Raw genomic sequence first — 17,957 nt, 5'->3', positions numbered from 1 at the left:
GCGGAATAGAAAACTGAATAGAAATCAGAAAGGCAAAACAGGGCGCATGCGCCCCGTTTCCGTGTATTTCGGTTCAGTACGTCTCGACGTGCAGACGCCCTTCCCTGACCATCTTCGCCGACAATTCGCTCCAGTCCATGCCTTCCGCGGTGCAGACCGAGCGCAGCGCATCCATCACGCCGGTCTCCATGCCCTTGAGGCCGCAGATATAGAGGTAGGTGTCGCCGCGCAGCAGTTCCGCCACCTGCTTGCCGGCGTCGCGTATCTTGTCCTGCACATAAGTCTTTGGCTGACCTTCCACGCGGGAAAAGGCGAAATGCTTGTCGATGAAATGATCGGGCAGCTTGAGCAGCGGGCCAAAGTAAGGCAGCTCCTGCGGATTGCGCGCACCGAAGAACAGCATCAGCTTGCCGGTCTTCCTGCCGTTGGATTCCAGCCGGCGCCGGTGTTCGGTCATCGCGCGCATCGGCGCCGACCCGGTGCCGGTGCAGATCATCAGGATGTTGGAGCCCGCATGGTTGGGCATCAGGTAGTTGGTGCCGAAGGGGCCGGTCACCTGCACCGTGTCGCCTTTCTGCAAATCGCACAGATAGTTCGATGCAACCCCGGCCGTCGGCCTGCCCTCATGGTCGGTGACCACGCGCTTCACGGTGAGCGAAAGATTGTTGTAGCCTTCGCGCTCGCCGCTGCGCGGGCTGGCTACCGAGTACATGCGCAGGTAGTGCGGCTTGCCATTGGCATCGGTGCCGGGCGGGATAATGCCGATCGACTGGCCTTCCAGGATGGGAAACACCTGCGTGCCGAAATCGAGCACGATGTGATGAATGTCGCTCTCCACGCCGGGGTCGGTCAGCCGGTAATTGCCGGCAATGGTCGCCGTGATCGGATTCTTCAGCGTGTAAAGGTTGATGTAAGGATGCGCGGCCGACCATGGTGGTACCGACGAGGTCAGCGCGCTCGAGGCATTGACCTGCACTTCCTCGGTTGCGGCTTCAGCGGCATTGTCGCTGGCGGCCCGGTCGAGCACGCCGGGATCGATGTCCTGCTTGGGCGGCAATTCATCCCAGGTCAGCTGCTCCTCGATCGAATAGGCGGATGCCTTCGGTACGATGTGCCAGTGATCGATGGAGCCGGTCGGGCACGGGGAGATGCAGGCACCGCAGGCATTGCAGACATCGGCCTTGACCACGTAATTGCGGCTGTCGTGGGTGATCGCGTCGATCGGGCAGGTCTCTTCGCAGGTGTTGCAGCGGATGCAAACCTCGGGGTCGATGAGATGTTGACGGATGAAGGCGATTGGTTCGGGTGCGTTCATGGCGGCCAGTCTTGAGTGGGTGAAACGGGGCCGGCACAGCTCCGGCCCATGATGCTGCTATGCTGCTTAGTTAAATCGCACGTACTCGAAATCGATCGGCTGGCGGTTGATGCCCACCGGCGGCGGCGCGATCCAGTTGGCCATCTTGCCCGGTTCGATCACGCGGCCCATCAGCGAGGCGACGTATGCGCGGTCTTCTTCGCTCGGCAGCCAGTTGCGCACATTCGCTGCCCATTCCGCTTCCGAAATCACGCGGCCGTCCGGCGACACCTTGTGTCCCGAGAAGGTGCCGATATGGCGGTTGAAAGCCTTGTGCGGCGCCTGCAGGCGGAAGCTCAAGCCTGCCTTCTCGATCACGCGGTTCCAGCGTCCGATGCCGGCGATGGAGTCCCGGATGAAGTCATCGCGCAGCACTTCGTTGAGCGAGTTGAGCATCGGCACTTCCTTTTCCATGATCCTGTCGCCCTGGATCTCGAGGATCTTGTACTGGTTGTTCTTCAGCAGATGGTCGTCGTCGCGCTTGGTCTCCTCATACCGGCCCTTCAGTCCGGAACTGTAGAAGATCGCGGCGTTGGACGACTGGTCGGCGCCGAACAGGTCGATCGTCACGCTGAAATGGAAATTCAGGTAGCGCTGGATGGTGGGCAGATCGATCACGCCGTGCTTGCGCACTTCCGCCGGATCCTCGATGCCGTGGGTCTTCATGATGTCGACGGTGCGCTGTATCACGCGCGAGATGCCGGATTCGCCGACGAACATGTGATGGGCTTCCTCGGTCAGCATGAAGCGGCAGGTGCGCGACAGCGGATCGAAACCCGACTCGGCCAGCGCATTGAGCTGGAACTTGCCGTCGCGGTCGGTGAAATAGGTGAACATGTAGAACGCCAGCCAGTCCGGCGTCTCTTCATTGAAGGCTTCGAGAATGCGCGGATTGTCATCGTTGCCGGAGTTGCGCTGCAGCAGTGCTTCGGCCTCCTCGCGGCCGTCGCGGCCGAAATACTTGTGCAGCAGATAGACCATCGCCCACAGGTGCCGGCCTTCTTCCACGTTGATCTGGAACAGGTTGCGCATGTCGTACTGGGACGGTGCGGTCAGGCCGAGATGGCGCTGCTGCTCGACCGAGGCCGGCTCGGTATCGCCCTGGGTGACGATGATGCGGCGCAGGTTGGCGCGGTGCTCACCCGGCACTTCTTGCCAGGCATCCATGCCCTTGTTCTCGCCGAAGTTGACCTTGCGGCCCTCTTCCTGCTGCGCCAGGAAGATGCCCCAGCGGTAGTCGGGCATCTTGACGTGGCCGAAGTGGGCCCAGCCTTCCGGCGTGACATTGATCGCGGTGCGCAGGTAGACGTCGAAGTTGGTCGAGCCGTTCGGGCCCATGTCCTGCCACCACTGCAGGTAGTTGGGCTGCCAGTGTTCCAGCGCGCGCTGCAGGGTGCGGTCCTCGGAGAGGTTGACGTTGTTCGGAATCTTTTCGCTGTAGTTGATTGTGCTCACGGTGGTTTCCTTGAAATTGTCGAATCGTTCAAACGCGGTTCAGATCGAACTTGGCCTTGTTGCCGGAACCGTAGACTTTCAGCGCGCCGAGTTCGCCGACGGCGTTCGGACGGATGAAGATCCAGTTCTGCCACGCGGTGAGGCGGCCGAAGATACGTGTCTCCATGGTCTCCTTCCCGTTGAAACGCAGGTTGGCTTCCATGCCGGTAAGCGCATCCGGCGACATGCTGGCGCGCTCTTCGATCACCATGCGCGTTTCATCCGCCCAGTCGATGTCATCCGGGTTGAAGGTGATCATGCCCAGCGCCATGGCCTCGTCGGCATCCAGCAGCTTGCCCCTGGTCTCGCGCACCGCGCCGACCGCGGCATCGTCGCCATAGAATCGGCGGCCGATGCGCGATTCGCCGGTGACCATCGGATACGTGCCGAAGTTGAGTTCGGAGACTGCGATTTTCGGCGCCTTGTCGGCATCGTCGGGCAAGGCCAGCATGTAGCTGCGGTCGGCGGCGAGCGCGACTTCGAGCAGCGTGCCGGCAAAGCACGATCCTTCTTCGATGAAGGCGAACAGCGAACGCGAGGTTACATCCAGGCGCGCCAGCGTGCGGCGCAGGAAACCAACGGTCTCCTTCACCAGCCAGTGTTCCTTGTTGGCGGCGAGCGTGGCATCGACGTCCAGCACGGCCTGCGGATCGCCGGCGGACTTCAGCACCCAGGTGCCGATGTCGAGTTCGTTGGTGCGCAGGTGCAGGATGGCGTCGTCGAGTTCACGGGCGAACTGCAGCGGCCACCAGTTGACGCCGGCGGCCTCGATGCCCGCCGCATCCTTGGGCTGCGCGGCCGACGGCGACTTCACGGTCAAAGTCGCGGTGCGGTTGTTGCGGTCGATCGCTACGCTGACGAATTCATAGTCCACGCCATTATCCGACTGGCTGCGGCTGAGCGGCGTCAGCTTGACGCCGTTCGCCTGGGAAGGCCGCTGGCTTTTTTCCGCGAGTGCCATCGCATGCCGGCGCACGGTCTCGGCGAACTGGGCCGGCTTGGCGACTTCATCGACCAGCTTCCAGTCCTTGGCGCGCTGCCCGCGCACACCCTCGGTGGTGGTGCAGAAGATGTCGGCATGGTCGTGACGCACCTTGCGCTTGTCGGTCAGGCGGGTCAGGCCGCCGGTGCCGGGCAATACGCCCAGAAGCGGCACTTCCGGCAGGCTGACCGACGAGGAGCGGTCATCGACGAGGATGATTTCATCACAGGCCGCAGCCAATTCATAGCCACCGCCGGCGCAGGCGCCGTTGACGGCGGCGACGAACTTGAGACCGCCGTGGCGGCTGGAGTCTTCCAGTCCGTTGCGCGTCTCGTTGGTGAATTTGCAGAAATTGACCTTCCACGCATGGGAAGACTTCCCGAGCATGAAGATGTTGGCGCCCGAGCAGAAAATGCGGTCGCGGCTGCTGGTGATGACCACGGTCTTCACCGTCGGATGTTCGAAGCGGATGCGCTGGACGGCATCATGCAGCTCAATGTCGACGCCGAGGTCGTAGGAATTGAGCTTGAGCTTGTAGCCCTCCTTCAGGCCGCCGTCCTCATCGATATTCATGGTGAGCGTGGCGATCGGACCGTCGACTGCCAGGGTCCAGTGCTTGTAACGCTCGGGCGAGGTTTCGTAATTGACGTAGGGTGCGGTGCTCATGGGCTCCTCGGTGAAGTATGGTGCATCGATCAGGCTTGAAACGCACTATATTGCAGCTTTGATGCAGTGTCAAGAACTCAGATGCACTTGAATTCGTGTACCTGCATTTTTCTTCATCAAATGCCGTTCAGTCGGAAAACTTGTATCGGAGAGCCAGCCATCGCATAGTCATCGCATTACCGGCTGGAATGAGCAGGAAATGAAAAATGCCGGGAGACAATGTCTTCCGGCATTGATCGGCATACACAAAGGCAAGCGGCGCTTGCGCCATTGCAACTCAGGCCGGAAGCTTCACCTCGTCGCGCAATTCTTCCATCAGGCCGAAAAACGCGTTCTCCTGCGTCATCTCGCTAGTATCGAAGGTTCGATCCGCCTTGGAGTAGAACGCGGCGCGGCTCTCCAGGATGCTCTTCAGGTCTTCCATCGCCTCGCGGTTGCCCGACATCGGTCGCGTATCGCCCTGGGCCAGTACTCTTTCCATGTGGTCGCGCGGCGAAGCCTTCAGCCATACCGTATAGCAATGAGAGAGCAGCAGATTGAAGGTGGCCGGATCGGACACGATACCGCCAGGAGTGGCGATCACCGCGCGCGGGAAACGCTGGATGATGTCTTCCAGCGCCCGGTATTCATATCGGCGGTAGGCGCTCGGACCGTACAGTGCATGAATCTCGGCCACGCTGCATCCCGCCACGGTTTCCACGTGGCGGCTGAGTTCCACGAAAGGCACCATCCAGTAATCGGCCAGCATGCGGCCGAGGCTGGACTTGCCGGCGCCGCGCAAGCCGACAAGCGCAATGCGCTGGCGACGGGCGGTTTCGCTGGTCGGCGCATCGAACATGCCGGCCAGCGTCGAACGGGCCTTGGCGAGTTCCTCGTCGGAACGTCCGCGCAGGATTTCCCGAATCATCAGCCATTCGGGCGACGTGGCGGTTTCATCGCCGATCATTTCCGCCAGGGTGCAGTTCAATACCGAGGTCAGCTGACGCAAGAATTGCAGCGTCGCATTGCCGACACCCGATTCCAGGTTGGCGAGGTGCCGCTCGGATACGTTGGCCAGCCTGGCCAGCGCCTTGCGGGTCAGGCCGCGGCGGGAACGCAGGGCACGCAACCGCTCGCCCAAGGCCACCAGGAACGGATCCTTTTCCTCTTCCGGGCTTTCGGTCATTAGGTTTTGCGCGGTCATACGTGCTTCTTTCTCCTGGATAAGGCAGCATTTTCAGCTTGTAACAGATGCGCGATTATCGCAAAAAACGATTGCATGCGACATCAAGTAAAGTGAAATATAGTTACCAATAGCGCTTGACACATGCAACATAGTACACCTAAACTCGGCGACATAAAAAGGCAATCTTGTTCCAATGTCATGCACTTGAGTGCATTCCAAGGAGATATGCAATGGATGTCGACCGTTTCCGCGAATTGATCCGCAAGGTCACCGAAGAGATCGACGGGCTGCCCCTGGAGTCCTCCCTCGCATCCCGCCTCAATCAACAGCACGGCGCCGGCAGCGAACTTTATCAACAGATTTTTGATGCCTGCAAGATCGGTGTGCGCGACGGCTGGCTGTGCAACCGGCAGGCTGACGGCATTCGTTACGGCCGTGTACTGAAAGCCACCGAGGCGACACACAATTTCAGCGTCGATGTAGTGGAGATGGAAGACATTGCCGGTCCGCATCATGCTCATCCCAATGGCGAGATCGACCTGATCATGCCGCTGACCGAGGGTGCGAGTTTCGACGGCCATCCTGCGGGCTGGTGCGTGTACGGCCCTGGCAGCGCGCACCGGCCGACCGTGACCAAGGGCCGTGCGCTGGTTCTTTACCTGTTGCCGCAGGGCGCGATCCATTTCACCGCCGCGGCCGCCTGAAGTAGAACTCCGCCACCCTTGCCGGCCGGTCACAAGCGGATTCCCGGGCGATGACTCGTACGGCAAGCGCAGGCAGCGACCGGCGCTGAACCGGCAAAACTGGCAAAAACCGGAACAACCAGCAAAAGCAGAGCGGCGCCGATAGAACAGCCGCCTCACCAAGCAGAAGAGAACGTCAGGCAGGCCGCACCTCCAGGTGGAAGCCGGCCTCACGTACAGGAGATAAAGATGAGCCAGCCTACCGCAGCGCTGCCGCAGCGCTTTAATTTTGCCCGCCACATTCTGGAACTCAATGCCGGGCGCGCCGAAAAGATTGCCTATATCGACGACGGCGGAAGCATGACCTATGGCGATCTGGAGCAGCGCGTGCGCCGCTTCGCAGCCGGGATCCTCGCCAGCGGCATCCGGCGCGAGGAACGGATCCTGCTGATTATGCATGACACCACGGACATGCCTGTGGTCTTCCTGGGTGCGCTGTATGCGGGCGTCATCCCGGTGCCGGTCAATACCCTGCTGCCGGCCGACGATTACGCGTACATGATGGAGCACAGCGGTGCCAAGGCTGTCGTTTTTTCCAGGCCGCTGCAGAGCTGCGTTGAGGAAGCGCTGCACAAGGCCAACATGGCCAACATGACCGACATGCGCCCGCAACTGATCGTCGCCGGCGGCGGCGAGGCCAACATCCCCAACAGCGGCATGCGTCCGCTGGAAGATCTGCTTGCCGCCGAGCCGCTGCCGGTATCGGCCTGCGCCAACACCGCGGCCGACGATTTCGCGTTCTGGCTGTATTCATCCGGGTCCACCGGCCGTCCGAAAGGCACTGTGCATTCGCATGGCAACCTGTTCTGGACCGCCGAGTTGTACGGCAAACCCATCCTCGGCATCCGCGAGAATGATGTCGTCTTTTCTGCGGCGAAACTGTTCTTCGCCTACGGCCTGGGCAATGGCCTGACCTTTCCGCTCAGCGTCGGCGCCACCGTGGTGCTGATGGCGGAACGGCCGACGCCGCCGGCCGTGTTCAAGCGACTGGTGGACCACAAGCCCACCATTTTCTACGGCGTGCCGACGCTGTACGTCGCGATGCTGGCGTCGGACGCGCTGCCGAAGAAGGAAGATGTCGCATTGCGCGTCTGCACCTCGGCCGGCGAGGCGCTGCCGCGCGAAGTCGGTGAAAAATTCAAGAGGCATTTCGGCTGCGACATTCTCGACGGGCTCGGCTCCACCGAGATGCTGCACATTTTCATCTCCAACCGTGCCGGCAGCGTGCGTTACGGCACTTCGGGCCAGCCAGTGCCCGGTTACGACGTGGAACTGAGGGATGAGGGCGGCCAGCGCGTCGCCCCCGGCGAAATCGGCGACCTCTATATCCGCGGCCCGAGTTCGGCGCTGTTTTACTGGTGCAACCGGGAAAAGAGCCGCTCCACCTTCATCGGCGAATGGCTCAGAAGCGGCGACAAATATGTGGTGGACATGGACGGCTACTACTGCTACTCCGGCCGCAGCGACGACATGCTCAAGGTCAGCGGGCAGTACGTATCGCCTATCGAAATCGAAAATGTCCTGATTGAACATCCGGCCGTGCTGGAATGCGCGGTGGTCGGCAAGATCGATGCGGAAGGCTTGACCAAGACTTCCGCCTACGTGGTGCTCTCCAGGGGCCAGGCCGAGACGCCGGCGCTGGCCGAAGAACTGAAGGGCTTCGTCAAGGGCAAGCTAGCGCCGCACAAGTACCCGCGCGACATCCTGTTCGTCACCGAACTGCCCAAGACCGCCACCGGCAAGATACAGCGCTTCAAGCTGCGCGCCTTGCAGGAAATGCATGCATGACGGGCATGCCGCATCAGCCAGTCAGCGGGTATGTCGATATCGACTGGCGGAACCGTCCGCTGCGCATGGAATACCAATGGGTAGGCGCGCGGGAATCTGCGCATCCGGTCGTGGTTTTCCTGCATGAGGGTTTGGGTTCGATTTCGATGTGGAAGGATTTTCCGGCGCGGTTCTGCGAAGTCAGCGGCTTGACCGGCCTGGTCTTTTCGCGCTACGGCTATGGCAACTCGACACCGCGACCGGACGGCGAACGCTGGCCGGTCGAATTCATGCATCGCCAGGCGCACGAGGTGCTGCCGCTGCTGTTTTCCGCGCTCGGCATCGAGAAACCCTGGCTGTTCGGCCATAGCGACGGCGGATCGATTGCTCTGCTGTACGCGGCCCGCTATCCGGAAGCCGTCAGCGGTATCGTGGTTGTTGCGCCGCATATTTTCGTGGAGGAGGTTTCCGTCGCCAGCATCTGGCAGGCAAGGGAAACCTACCTTTCCACCGACATGCGCGCGCGACTCGCACGCTACCACGCCGATCCGGATTCGGCGTTCTGGGGCTGGAACGACATCTGGCTCGACCCCGCATTCCGGGCATGGAACATCGAACCGGAACTGCCGAACATCACCTGCCCGGTGCTGGCGATACAGGGAGAAGACGATGAGTATGGTACGCTAGAACAGATCCGCGGCATCCGGAGAAAAGCGCCTCGGACACGCCTAGTTATACTTCCCGGATGCGGCCATTCGCCGCACCGGGATCAACCTGAAGCGCTCATGAAAGAAGCAGCTCGATTCATCGTCAGCCAAGGCTGACGCGTTCAATACCAAGGAGACAATAATGAAACACCTCTTCAAGCCGGCCGTTACAACAGCCATCGCCGCTGCAGTCGTGGGCGCGCTCTCCGCTGCCCCAGCCGTGGCGCAGACGCAGGGACCGATCAAGGTTGGCTTCATGCTGCCGGCCACCGGCACCTTTGCCAATCTCGGCAACATGATCGAGAACGGCTTCAAGATGTATGTCGCCGAACAGGGCGGCAAGATCGGCGGGCGCGAGGTGCAGTATTTCAAGGTGGATGACGAATCCGACCCGGCCAAGGCCACCGACAACGTCAACAAGCTGATCAAGCGCGACCAGGTCGACGTGCTGGTCGGCACGGTGCACTCCGGCGTGGCGCTGACCATGGCGAAGGTCGCCCGCGAAACCAACACCTTGCTCATCGTGCCGAACGCCGGCGCCGACGTCATTACCGGCGCCATGTGCGCCAAGAACATTTTCCGCACATCGTTTTCCAACTGGCAGCCGGCTTATGCGATGGGCAAGGTCGCGGCAGACCGCGGCCACAAGAACGTCATGACCATCACCTGGAATTACGCCGCCGGCAACGAGTCGGTCAAGGGCTTCCAGGAAGGTTTCGAAAAGGCCGGCGGCAAGGTCAGCCAGTCCCTGACCCTGCCCTTCCCCAACGTCGAATACCAGGCGCTGCTGACGCAGATCGCCTCGCAGAAGCCGGATGCGGTGTACGCGTTCTTCGCCGGTGGCGGCGCGGTCAAGTTCGTCAAGGATTATGTGGCCGCCGGCCTGAACAAGACCATCCCGCTTTACGGCCCCGGCTTCCTGACCGACGGCACGCTGGAAGCGCAGGGTGCGGCGGCGCAGGGCATGGTCACCACCCTGCACTACGCCGACAACCTGAACACGCCGCGCGACAACACCTTCCGCCTCAATTTCGCCAAGACCTACAAGACCAACGCCGATGTCTACGCGGTGCAGGGCTATGACGCCGCGCAGTTGCTGGCCACCGGCGTGAAAGCGGTTGGAGGCGATATCGGCAAGCGCGACCAGATGATCCTCGCCATGCGCAGCGCCGCCATCGACAGCCCGCGCGGCAAGTTCACGCTGTCGCCGGCGCACAATCCGATCCAGGACATCTACCTGCGCGAGGTCAAGGGCAACAACAATGAAGTCAAGGGTGTAGCGATCAAGGCACTGGCCGATCCGGCACGCGGCTGCAAGCAGGGCTGATCGCCGATCACGCTCACACCTGCCGATGCGCCGCCCCGCCTTCCCCGGCGGCGCATCTTTTCCACCCCGAGCAAACGATTCTCATGGACATATCCACATTCCTGGTCCAGTGCCTCAATTCCATCCAGTATGGATTGCTGCTGTTCCTGGTGGCCAGCGGCCTGACACTGATCTTCGGCATCATGGGCGTCATCAATCTGGCGCACGGCAGCTTCTACATGATCGGCGCCTATCTGGCCTTTTCGATTGCTCCGTTCTTCGGCGACCAGTTCATCCTGATGCTGCTCGCCGGTATCATATTGTCCGCCCTGTTCGGCTTCGTGCTGGAGTGGGTGTTCTTCAGTTATCTCTACCAGCGCGACCACCTGCAGCAGGTGCTGATGACCTATGCGCTGATTCTTGTATTCGAGGAACTGCGCAGCATACTGGTCGGCAACGATGTGCATGGCGTCAAGGCGCCCGAGTGGCTGACCGGAAGCATCGCGCTCGGCGACGTGATGACCTATCCTGTCTATAACCTGTTCGCCTCCGCCGCCTGCATCGTGATCGCCATCGGCCTGTACTTTGTGGTCAACCGCACCCGGCTGGGCATGATGATCCGCGCCGGCGCCAGCAACCGCGACATGGTGCGCGGCCTGGGCATCAACATCCGCCTGCTGTACCGCATCGTGTTCGCCGCCGGCGTCGCTCTGGCGGCTCTGGCCGGCATGATCGCCGCGCCAATGGCCTCGGTCTATCCAGGCATGGGCGGACAGGTGCTGATCATCTGCTTCGTCGTCGTGGTCATCGGCGGCATCGGCTCGATTTCCGGCGCGCTGATAGCATCTCTGCTGGTCGGCTTCGTCGACACCTTCGGCAAGGTGTTCTTCGCCCAGATGAGCGGTATCGGCATCTATGTGGTGATGGCCATCCTGCTCATCTGGCGTCCGGAAGGCCTCAGGAGCAAAGGATACTAAACCATGAGCACCACCATACTCGCAACCAATGCCGCCATGCCTGCTCCACCGCAACGCTTTCACTGGCTGCTGCCGCTGGCCGTGCTCGCGCTGCTGGCGGTCCTGCCCAACTTCCTGTCCTCCTACATGCAGGACCTGGTGCTGCGCATCGTCGTCTATGCGATCTTCGCCCTCAGCCTCGAACTGCTGGTAGGCACGACCGGACTGGTAAGTCTCGGCCATGCGGCATTCTTCGGACTGGCCGCCTATGTCACCGGACTTGCCTCGCCCGATACCGAACAGGGTTCCATCCTGAAGCTGCTGCCGCTGGCGATGCTGGCCGCCGGCGTCTACGCGCTGGCGGTGGGGGCGCTCAGCCTGCGCACCAAGGGCGTCTACTTCATCATGGTGACGCTGGCTTTCGCGCAGATGGCCTATTACGTATTCCACGATACGAATATCGGCGGCGGCAGCGACGGCATGTACCTGACGCTGCGTCCGGCACTGACGATGGGCGACACGGTGCTGATCGATCTCGACAAGGGAAGCCATCTCTATTTCTTCGCGCTCGGTTCGCTCGCCTTCACCTTCGGCGTGCTGGCGATGGTGAAGCGCTCGCGCTTCGGCCATGCGCTGGCTGGCATCCGCATCAATGAACAGCGCATGCGCGCCGCCGGCTACCAGACCTACTGGTACAAGCTGGCCGCCTTCGTGCTGGCCGGCGTGCTGGCAGGCCTTGCCGGCTTCCTGATGGCGACCAAGAACGGCACGGTCAATCCGGAAATGCTGTCATGGCATGAATCAGGAGCCGTACTGCTGATGATCATCCTCGGCGGCCTCGGTTCGCTGCGCGGCGCGGTCATAGGCGCTGCGGCGTTCGTGCTGCTCAAGGAATTCTATTCGTCGGAAGCCATCTTCGGCAGCTTCGCGCTGCGCTGGCAACTGACGCTCGGGCTGACCATGATCTTCTTCGTCGCACTGCTGCCCAAGGGCCTGATCGGCCTGGCATCGATGGGCGGGCGCTTCGGACGCATCGGTCAGACCGCATCGAAGAAACCGGCTGCAGGAGCTGAACAATGATGAACCAGCCAGGCACATCCGCCGGCGCGCTGCTGCGCGCCAACGGCCTGACCCGCCGCTTCGGCGGACTCAAGGCGGTCAGCAATGTCTCGGTCGATCTGCATGTCGGCGAAGTGCATGCGGTGATCGGCACCAACGGCGCCGGCAAGTCCACGCTGATCAACATGCTGTCGGGGGAAATCCCGGTATCGGACGGCACAATCCTGCTCGACGGCGCCGACGTCACCCGGCTGCCGCAGCCGAAACGCGCGCGATCGGGCATCGGTCGCAGCTACCAGCGCACGACCATCTTCCCCACGTTCACCGTGCTGGAGAACTGCCGCATGTCGGCCCAGGCGGCGCTGCAGCGACCATGGGCCCTTTGGGAATCGGCGGCCCAATGCCGGCAGAGCAATGCCATCGCCCGCCAGGCACTGGACGACACCGGCTTGTCCGACGTGGCCCCGATGCAGGCCGGCAGCCTCAGCCACGGCAAGAAGCGCCAGTTGGAAATCGCGATGTGCCTGGCGACCTCCCCGCGCGTGCTTCTGCTGGACGAGCCGCTGGCCGGCATGGGCGCGGAGGAAACCGACCGCATGCTGGCCTTGCTCGCCAAGCTCAAGCACGGCCATGCGGTGCTGCTGGTCGAGCATGACATGGATGCGGTATTCCGCATCGCCGACCGCATTACCGTCATGGTCAACGGCGAGGTCATTGCCAGCGACCTGCCAAGCGCAATCCGCAGCAATGCCGACGTACAGGCCGCCTACCTCGGCGACCACTAATCAATCGCGGGGACCGACGTGCTTCAGATCAAATCGCTCAACACTTACTACGGCGACAGCCACATCCTGCATGGCGTCGATCTCGACATCCCCGGCGGCAAGGCGATCGGGCTGCTCGGGCGCAACGGCATGGGAAAGACCACGCTGATCCGCTCGCTGCTGGGCTATGTGCCGGCAAAATCCGGCACGGTGTCCTGGCGCAGCAAAAACGTCACCGGCAGTCCGCCGGAAAAGATGGCGCGCCTCGGCATAGGCTACGTGCCCGAAGGGCGCGGCATTTTCCCCAACCTGTCGGTGCGCGAGAACCTGCTGATGAGCGCCCGCCCTGGGCCCGGCGGCCGGCGCGACTGGACCTACGAGCGCGTGCTCGACACCTTCCCCCGCCTGAAGGAAAGGCTGGAGCACGGCGGGCAGCAATTGTCCGGTGGCGAGCAGCAGATGCTGTCGATCGGCCGCGCGCTCATGACCAATCCCGACCTGATGATCCTCGATGAAGCCACCGAAGGCCTGGCACCGCTGATCGTGCAGGAAATCTGGCGCGTCGTATCGAAGATCCGCGAGACCGGTATCAGCACCCTGATCGTCGACCGTAATTACCGCACGGTGCTCTCGCATACCGACTCGGCGGTGCTGCTGGAAAAAGGCAAGGTGGTGCTGCAGGGAGAATCGAAGGCATTGCTTGACGCGCCCGAGGCGCTGGCGAAGTATCTCGGCGTGTGACCATGAAACTCGCCTGCCTTCATCTGCTTATTGCAGGCATTCCCGCTTCGGCCGGCGTTTGTTCCGCCGCGACCGCGTCGCCCTATGCCGGACAGGAAAACCGCCAGCTCAAGTCCCCATTCATCGAATAAGTGTCATCCTGCCTTGCCCGCAAGGGCATGGACTTGGCGAGAAGACCACGCAACGAAGTCTATGATGTGGTCTGCGCCACTCTAAACCTGCTTACGAGCGAGTATGCCCGGCTCGATGAGTCCAGCCACCTCCGGAAAAACTGCGAATGCACGCTACATCACAACCAGCATAGGGCGCGGCGGCCTTTATTGACGTCTTTCTGTGGAGACTTTGAACAGACTCCCGGAGTTAATGCTGCCGCTATACCGATAAATTTCACAGCATCGCCTGCATTAGAGCGCACTCCGTTTCCACTAATAAACATAAATGGCATCTCGGTGAAATTGACCTGGGTCAAAGTTTAAACGCTGTGGTAAGCCGAATAATGCTGCTTTCCGATGTTCAGCCAGAGGATGCCTCTACATGTATTCATACGAACTCTGTCGCCAATACCAGGAGGCACTTCTACGCAAGGACCTTGCAGCCGTACTTGAGTTATTCATGGATAGTGCTACCGTCAAGGCACCAATATCAGGAACATTGGGCGTTAAGGAATTTCATACTCGGCTATTTTCCAATAGCCGATTGGCGATAGCTCGCCTGACAAATTTGTTCGACGGCCTGGGCAAGGCACGAACCGCTGCCCTGCAGTTCTCCTATACCTGGATACTTAAAGACGGGCGTTTAATGGTCATGGACGGAGTTTCGATTTTCGAAATTGCCGAAGAAGCCCTTAAATTCAGGCATCTCACAATTGTCTACGATTCTGCCAGTGTAAAGAAGTATCTGAACCGCAATGAGATTGAAAGTACGAGTCTTGGATAAGCTATTTCTTGACGAGGTCAGCAAGACCACAAGGCAAGAAGTTGACGTTGCGAAGTTCAGCGGATATGCACCTACAAGGATTGAGGACGTCAGGCTTTCCCGAGCGCACAGGTGCACATTCTCGAATCTGAACCGTGAAAGATTTAAGGAACGGTCGGCTCGCAATTCACTCAACTCTACTCGTCTCCTCCCCCCGCACGGGGGCTTCGGCTCGTGTACGCTCCCCGCCGGTTGTAGTACATGGGCTCTTTTCCTTCGGAGCTGACAGTTGCAAAGTAAAAAGCCCACACTTTTACAAGTGTGGGCTTTTGTCTGTCTCCTCCACCTCTTTGGGTTGGATTTTCCGTACGACGGACTGACTTTGCGCCAAGTTTCTACGCTGCTCTATTAGGGATAACACGTATTAAGGTACGGTATCCTTTCTAACTTCATTTTGCGAAGCAAAGGTCATCACGCGTATTGCGGATTTGAACTTTATAGGGCTGCTGTAAGCACTCTCCATGTTCTCGGGAGTAAGCCGAAGCGGCGCTTGGGAAATTTTCCCGTTACAGATTGATTGCGCTACAGGTCGAATGAAGGTTTCGAACGCTTTGAAAAGCTCCAAGGTATCGGCATCCGTGCTGTCAATGTTCTTCAGCTTTGAAAGCGTGTTGAGGGCTTCACGCGAAATCGAGCATTCTCTTTCCTGCGCATTGATGCTGATTGAGAAAGCAACGCAATCTGAAGCCGGATTTGCAGGCGCAGCGTCATTCATACTTTCCTCCTGACTGTTGCGTGTAGGCTGGGGTTTGGTCAAACTCCTTTAACCCACTAATATGTTATGCCCATCGCGATAAGCTTGGTTGAAATGCAACAAGGAAAACACAAGCTATTTTCGAATGTGCAAATACTAGGCGAATCAATGAATCGATTCCGGAGTGCCACTTACGCGATGTATCGCAAGATGATGATTGACCCGATCAAAAGGGTAGAAACGCACAATGCTCGGTGAATGTTCCAGCCACATTGAATAAAACTGCCAACGTAATGTTATGACATCACCCAACCAGATTGCCAGGAAATTCGCAGTGGCTGTAGCGATTTTCATTTTCGTTATCGATATTGCGACCAAGGAAGCTGTTTTCCGTACTTTCGCGCTGCGTGAATCGATGGCGCTAACATCTTTTCTCAACCTCGGACATTGGCTCAACCCAGGGGCCGCATTCAGCTTTCTAAGCGACGCGGGAGGCTGGCAGCGCTACCTCTTTTCCGCGCTTGCCGTTGCCGTGATCGTATGGCTTGGCGCCGGAATGCTCTTCAACGATGCGCTGACCAAAACACTGCGTACGGCGTTCGCCCTTATTGTGGGGGGCGCTGCCGGTAATCTCTACGATCGTATAGCCCGAGGAGCGGTGATTGACTGGATAGACTTGCATTGGGCGGGCTGGCACTGGCCAGTCTTCAACCTCGCCGATTGTGCAATCGTTGCCGGGGCAATTACCCTAGCGTCGGCTCAGGTGCCCAACACATCCAAAAATGAAAAGTCTGCCATGCAGAACTAAAAAATGGTGGTGTTCAATTTGGAGAAAATCCGCAATTTCTTTCCCTGTCACGATTGATAACAACTTCGCTACAACCCTGAGGCGATCTGGAGGTCTATCTTTTTACTTCGGTGTTGTTCTCTAGGAGAATGTCATGAATGCGAGAAAGATTGTCCTTGTTGCCTCTGCATTGTTCGCCGTTGGCCTTACCGCTTGTGACGTCGAAAAAACGAAAGAAGGAAACGTGAGCCTGCCCAAGTATGAAGTCGAAAAGACTCAGGAGGGCAATATGAAGCTCCCAGAATATGATGTGAAAACGCCCGAGGTTACTGTTAAGAAGGAAGAAAAGACGGTTGAAGTTCCAACTATCAAGAAAGAGGAACGGACCGTGCAGGTACCCAACGTGGATATTACACCTGCGAAAGAGAAATAATTGTGGCGCCTTGGATGCGTCGCCCCTGTTGCAGTGACGTATTCCGGGAGCTTTATCTGCAGGAGCCTGAGTGATGATCAGCTCAAGATACCTATTGCGCAAAGCCTTCATTCTTGCGGCAGTGATGGCGGGGACTGCCACTGCGCAGACTCCGCAAATGGTGGAAGTCAGCCTCACCAATATTAAAGCTGCCATTGCGAAAGAAGTTCAGGCCGATGTTGAAAAAGTCCCGTTGATGGTCAAGGTACCTGTCGAAACGGCGAAAGAGGTTTGTAACCTGACTGCTGAAGGACTTGCCCCGCAGGCCAATAGCGGTGTGCCCAGCTGCCCGGCAGTTAGAACATCTACTGCATTGAACGATGTAGTCAGGCAGGAAATAATGAAAGCGAGCCTCTCTAGATAAACTGACAGGCACTCCTGAATTCCTGCCTTGCCAGACACAAGGCTTTGCCTGAAAACTCTCCTCCTGGCACCGGAGCCGTCAATCGCGCATACGACTGCGGCATACCGCACCAAGCAATGCCGGTAGGTTGCGCGGTACCTGGTTTAACCGCCATCCGCACGGCGGCACGCCTGGTCTTGCAAACCCGCTGGCAGGTTGTCACCGTTTTGACGAGCGCTTCTTGCCCATCTGCATGCTTTGAAAAAATCTGATTTACGGTAATGAGCTTGTGCAATATTTATTCGAGCGTCTCGTACTTTGGGAGATATGTCCAGCGCCTTGTATGAAACCTCAAGACTGTCATCAACGCGCCCCTGGACCAATAGGATACGGCCGTAATCGACATATGTTTCAGGTGCGACATCTTCCTTTGTGATTGCCTGACGATACAGCACTTCCGCACTTTTCATGTCTTTATCGCGCTTTTCAACGATACGCGCAAAGCCATAATAGACGTCTGCGTTTTCAGGATCGAGAAGCCAAGCTTGGTTCAGTTGAGAGATTGCATTGGCATAATCTTTCTTCTCCAGCGCATTCCAGCCCATCACAACGAGTTCCCTCGCACCCTCTTTTCTAGTAAACCCTCGTTTTTCATAGAAGGCGACAAGCGCTTTCTGGTTTTTGGAAGAAGTGCGTTGCGATTGGCCTCCAAACATCGGCATTAGGTGAGCCGGTGCTGATACGCTCTCTTTGAAAATTGGAAAGGCAATCAGAGTAATCAGAAACAATGCTTGCTTGCGCATAGCCATCCGCTTCTATGAAACGTTCAATGCATGCAGAAAGGACAGGCGTCACCTGACGCATATCTGTCCGGAGACACTCTTCAGCGGCCGGTTCCCTCTGTCCGTGGTCAGAGGGAAATGCTCTCGCAGGCTTCTCAGGCTCGGACATAGCCGAGGATGAGGCTCATGTCCAGAAAGGT

General features: G+C 59.1%; 19 protein-coding genes. 13 read left to right on the top strand and 6 right to left on the bottom strand.

Annotated features, from left to right (window positions below; genetic code table 11):
- Window positions 1–73: 73 nt before the first annotated feature.
- The 4 genes from boxA to RY831_RS11790 form a co-directional block, all read right to left on the bottom strand.
- A complete protein-coding gene (gene boxA, locus RY831_RS11805; RefSeq protein ID WP_326506545.1) occupies window positions 74–1,315 on the bottom strand; it encodes a benzoyl-CoA 2,3-epoxidase subunit BoxA in 1,242 nt (413 codons plus the stop codon).
- A 66-nt stretch (window positions 1,316–1,381) separates the two neighbouring features.
- Window positions 1,382–2,809, bottom strand: a complete 1,428-nt coding sequence (gene boxB / locus RY831_RS11800; RefSeq protein WP_326506544.1) for a benzoyl-CoA 2,3-epoxidase subunit BoxB — start codon at window positions 2,807–2,809, stop codon at window positions 1,382–1,384.
- Between the two features lie 28 nt (window positions 2,810–2,837).
- Entirely contained in the window at window positions 2,838–4,496 is a 1,659-nt protein-coding gene (boxC, locus tag RY831_RS11795; RefSeq protein WP_326506543.1) for a 2,3-epoxybenzoyl-CoA dihydrolase, read from the bottom strand.
- A gap of 277 nt (window positions 4,497–4,773) precedes the next feature.
- Window positions 4,774–5,679 (bottom strand): helix-turn-helix transcriptional regulator, encoded by a 906-nt coding sequence (locus RY831_RS11790; RefSeq protein WP_326506542.1) that lies wholly within the window; start codon window positions 5,677–5,679, stop codon window positions 4,774–4,776.
- Between the two features lie 212 nt (window positions 5,680–5,891).
- Here RY831_RS11790 and RY831_RS11785 point away from each other — a divergent pair, with 212 nt between their 5' ends.
- From RY831_RS11785 to RY831_RS11740, 10 genes are all read left to right on the top strand, one after another.
- Window positions 5,892–6,365, top strand: a complete 474-nt coding sequence (locus RY831_RS11785; RefSeq protein ID WP_326506541.1) for a DUF4863 family protein — start codon at window positions 5,892–5,894, stop codon at window positions 6,363–6,365.
- 228 nt (window positions 6,366–6,593) lie between these two features.
- A complete protein-coding gene (locus RY831_RS11780; protein ID WP_326506540.1) occupies window positions 6,594–8,192 on the top strand; it encodes a benzoate-CoA ligase family protein in 1,599 nt (532 codons plus the stop codon).
- Window positions 8,189–8,995, top strand: a complete 807-nt coding sequence (locus RY831_RS11775; RefSeq protein WP_326506539.1) for an alpha/beta fold hydrolase — start codon at window positions 8,189–8,191, stop codon at window positions 8,993–8,995. Before RY831_RS11780 ends, RY831_RS11775 begins: the two co-directional genes overlap by 4 nt.
- A 25-nt stretch (window positions 8,996–9,020) precedes the next feature.
- Window positions 9,021–10,205, top strand: coding sequence for an ABC transporter substrate-binding protein (locus RY831_RS11770; protein WP_326506538.1), 1,185 nt, complete (start codon window positions 9,021–9,023; stop codon window positions 10,203–10,205).
- An 83-nt stretch (window positions 10,206–10,288) separates the two neighbouring features.
- On the top strand, window positions 10,289–11,161 hold the full coding sequence (locus RY831_RS11765; RefSeq protein WP_326506537.1) for a branched-chain amino acid ABC transporter permease: 873 nt from the start codon (window positions 10,289–10,291) through the stop codon (window positions 11,159–11,161).
- A gap of 3 nt (window positions 11,162–11,164) precedes the next feature.
- Window positions 11,165–12,220, top strand: a complete 1,056-nt coding sequence (locus RY831_RS11760) for a branched-chain amino acid ABC transporter permease (protein ID WP_326506536.1) — start codon at window positions 11,165–11,167, stop codon at window positions 12,218–12,220.
- Window positions 12,217–12,984 carry an ABC transporter ATP-binding protein gene (locus tag RY831_RS11755; protein ID WP_326506535.1) on the top strand — a complete coding sequence of 256 codons (768 nt, stop codon included), beginning with the start codon at window positions 12,217–12,219 and terminating at the stop codon, window positions 12,982–12,984. The genes RY831_RS11760 and RY831_RS11755 overlap by 4 nt, the downstream gene beginning before the upstream one ends.
- An 18-nt stretch (window positions 12,985–13,002) precedes the next feature.
- Window positions 13,003–13,704: an ABC transporter ATP-binding protein gene (locus tag RY831_RS11750; RefSeq protein WP_326506534.1), complete on the top strand. Its 702-nt coding sequence runs from the start codon at window positions 13,003–13,005 to the stop codon at window positions 13,702–13,704.
- Between the two features lie 2 nt (window positions 13,705–13,706).
- Window positions 13,707–13,835: a hypothetical protein gene (locus RY831_RS11745; protein ID WP_326506533.1), complete on the top strand. Its 129-nt coding sequence runs from the start codon at window positions 13,707–13,709 to the stop codon at window positions 13,833–13,835.
- Between the two features lie 481 nt (window positions 13,836–14,316).
- Window positions 14,317–14,640: a hypothetical protein gene (locus tag RY831_RS11740; protein ID WP_326506532.1), complete on the top strand. Its 324-nt coding sequence runs from the start codon at window positions 14,317–14,319 to the stop codon at window positions 14,638–14,640.
- 403 nt (window positions 14,641–15,043) lie between these two features.
- On the opposite strand, the gene RY831_RS11735 is transcribed toward RY831_RS11740, so the two are convergent.
- Window positions 15,044–15,394, bottom strand: coding sequence for a DUF1488 family protein (locus RY831_RS11735; RefSeq protein ID WP_326506531.1), 351 nt, complete (start codon window positions 15,392–15,394; stop codon window positions 15,044–15,046).
- A gap of 277 nt (window positions 15,395–15,671) precedes the next feature.
- On the opposite strand from RY831_RS11735, the gene lspA reads away from it, so the two are divergent.
- The 3 genes from lspA (at window position 15,672) to RY831_RS11720 (ending at window position 16,996) form a co-directional block, all read left to right on the top strand.
- On the top strand, window positions 15,672–16,181 hold the full coding sequence (lspA, locus tag RY831_RS11730; RefSeq protein WP_326506530.1) for a signal peptidase II: 510 nt from the start codon (window positions 15,672–15,674) through the stop codon (window positions 16,179–16,181).
- Window positions 16,182–16,314: 133 nt separating this feature from the next.
- Complete coding sequence (locus tag RY831_RS11725) at window positions 16,315–16,593, top strand: hypothetical protein (protein WP_326506529.1); 279 nt, start codon at window positions 16,315–16,317, stop codon at window positions 16,591–16,593.
- A gap of 73 nt (window positions 16,594–16,666) precedes the next feature.
- On the top strand, window positions 16,667–16,996 hold the full coding sequence (locus RY831_RS11720) for a hypothetical protein (RefSeq protein WP_326506528.1): 330 nt from the start codon (window positions 16,667–16,669) through the stop codon (window positions 16,994–16,996).
- Between the two features lie 143 nt (window positions 16,997–17,139).
- On the opposite strand, the gene RY831_RS11715 is transcribed toward RY831_RS11720, so the two are convergent.
- On the bottom strand, window positions 17,140–17,778 hold the full coding sequence (locus RY831_RS11715) for a tetratricopeptide repeat protein (RefSeq protein ID WP_326506527.1): 639 nt from the start codon (window positions 17,776–17,778) through the stop codon (window positions 17,140–17,142).
- Between the last annotated feature and the right edge of the window lie 179 nt (window positions 17,779–17,957).

Source organism: Noviherbaspirillum album (genome assembly GCF_035916955.1).
GTDB lineage: Bacteria > Pseudomonadota > Gammaproteobacteria > Burkholderiales > Burkholderiaceae_D > Noviherbaspirillum > Noviherbaspirillum album.
Note: the sequence above shows the minus strand (reverse complement) of the source record. Positions and strands in the feature narration are given on the sequence as shown.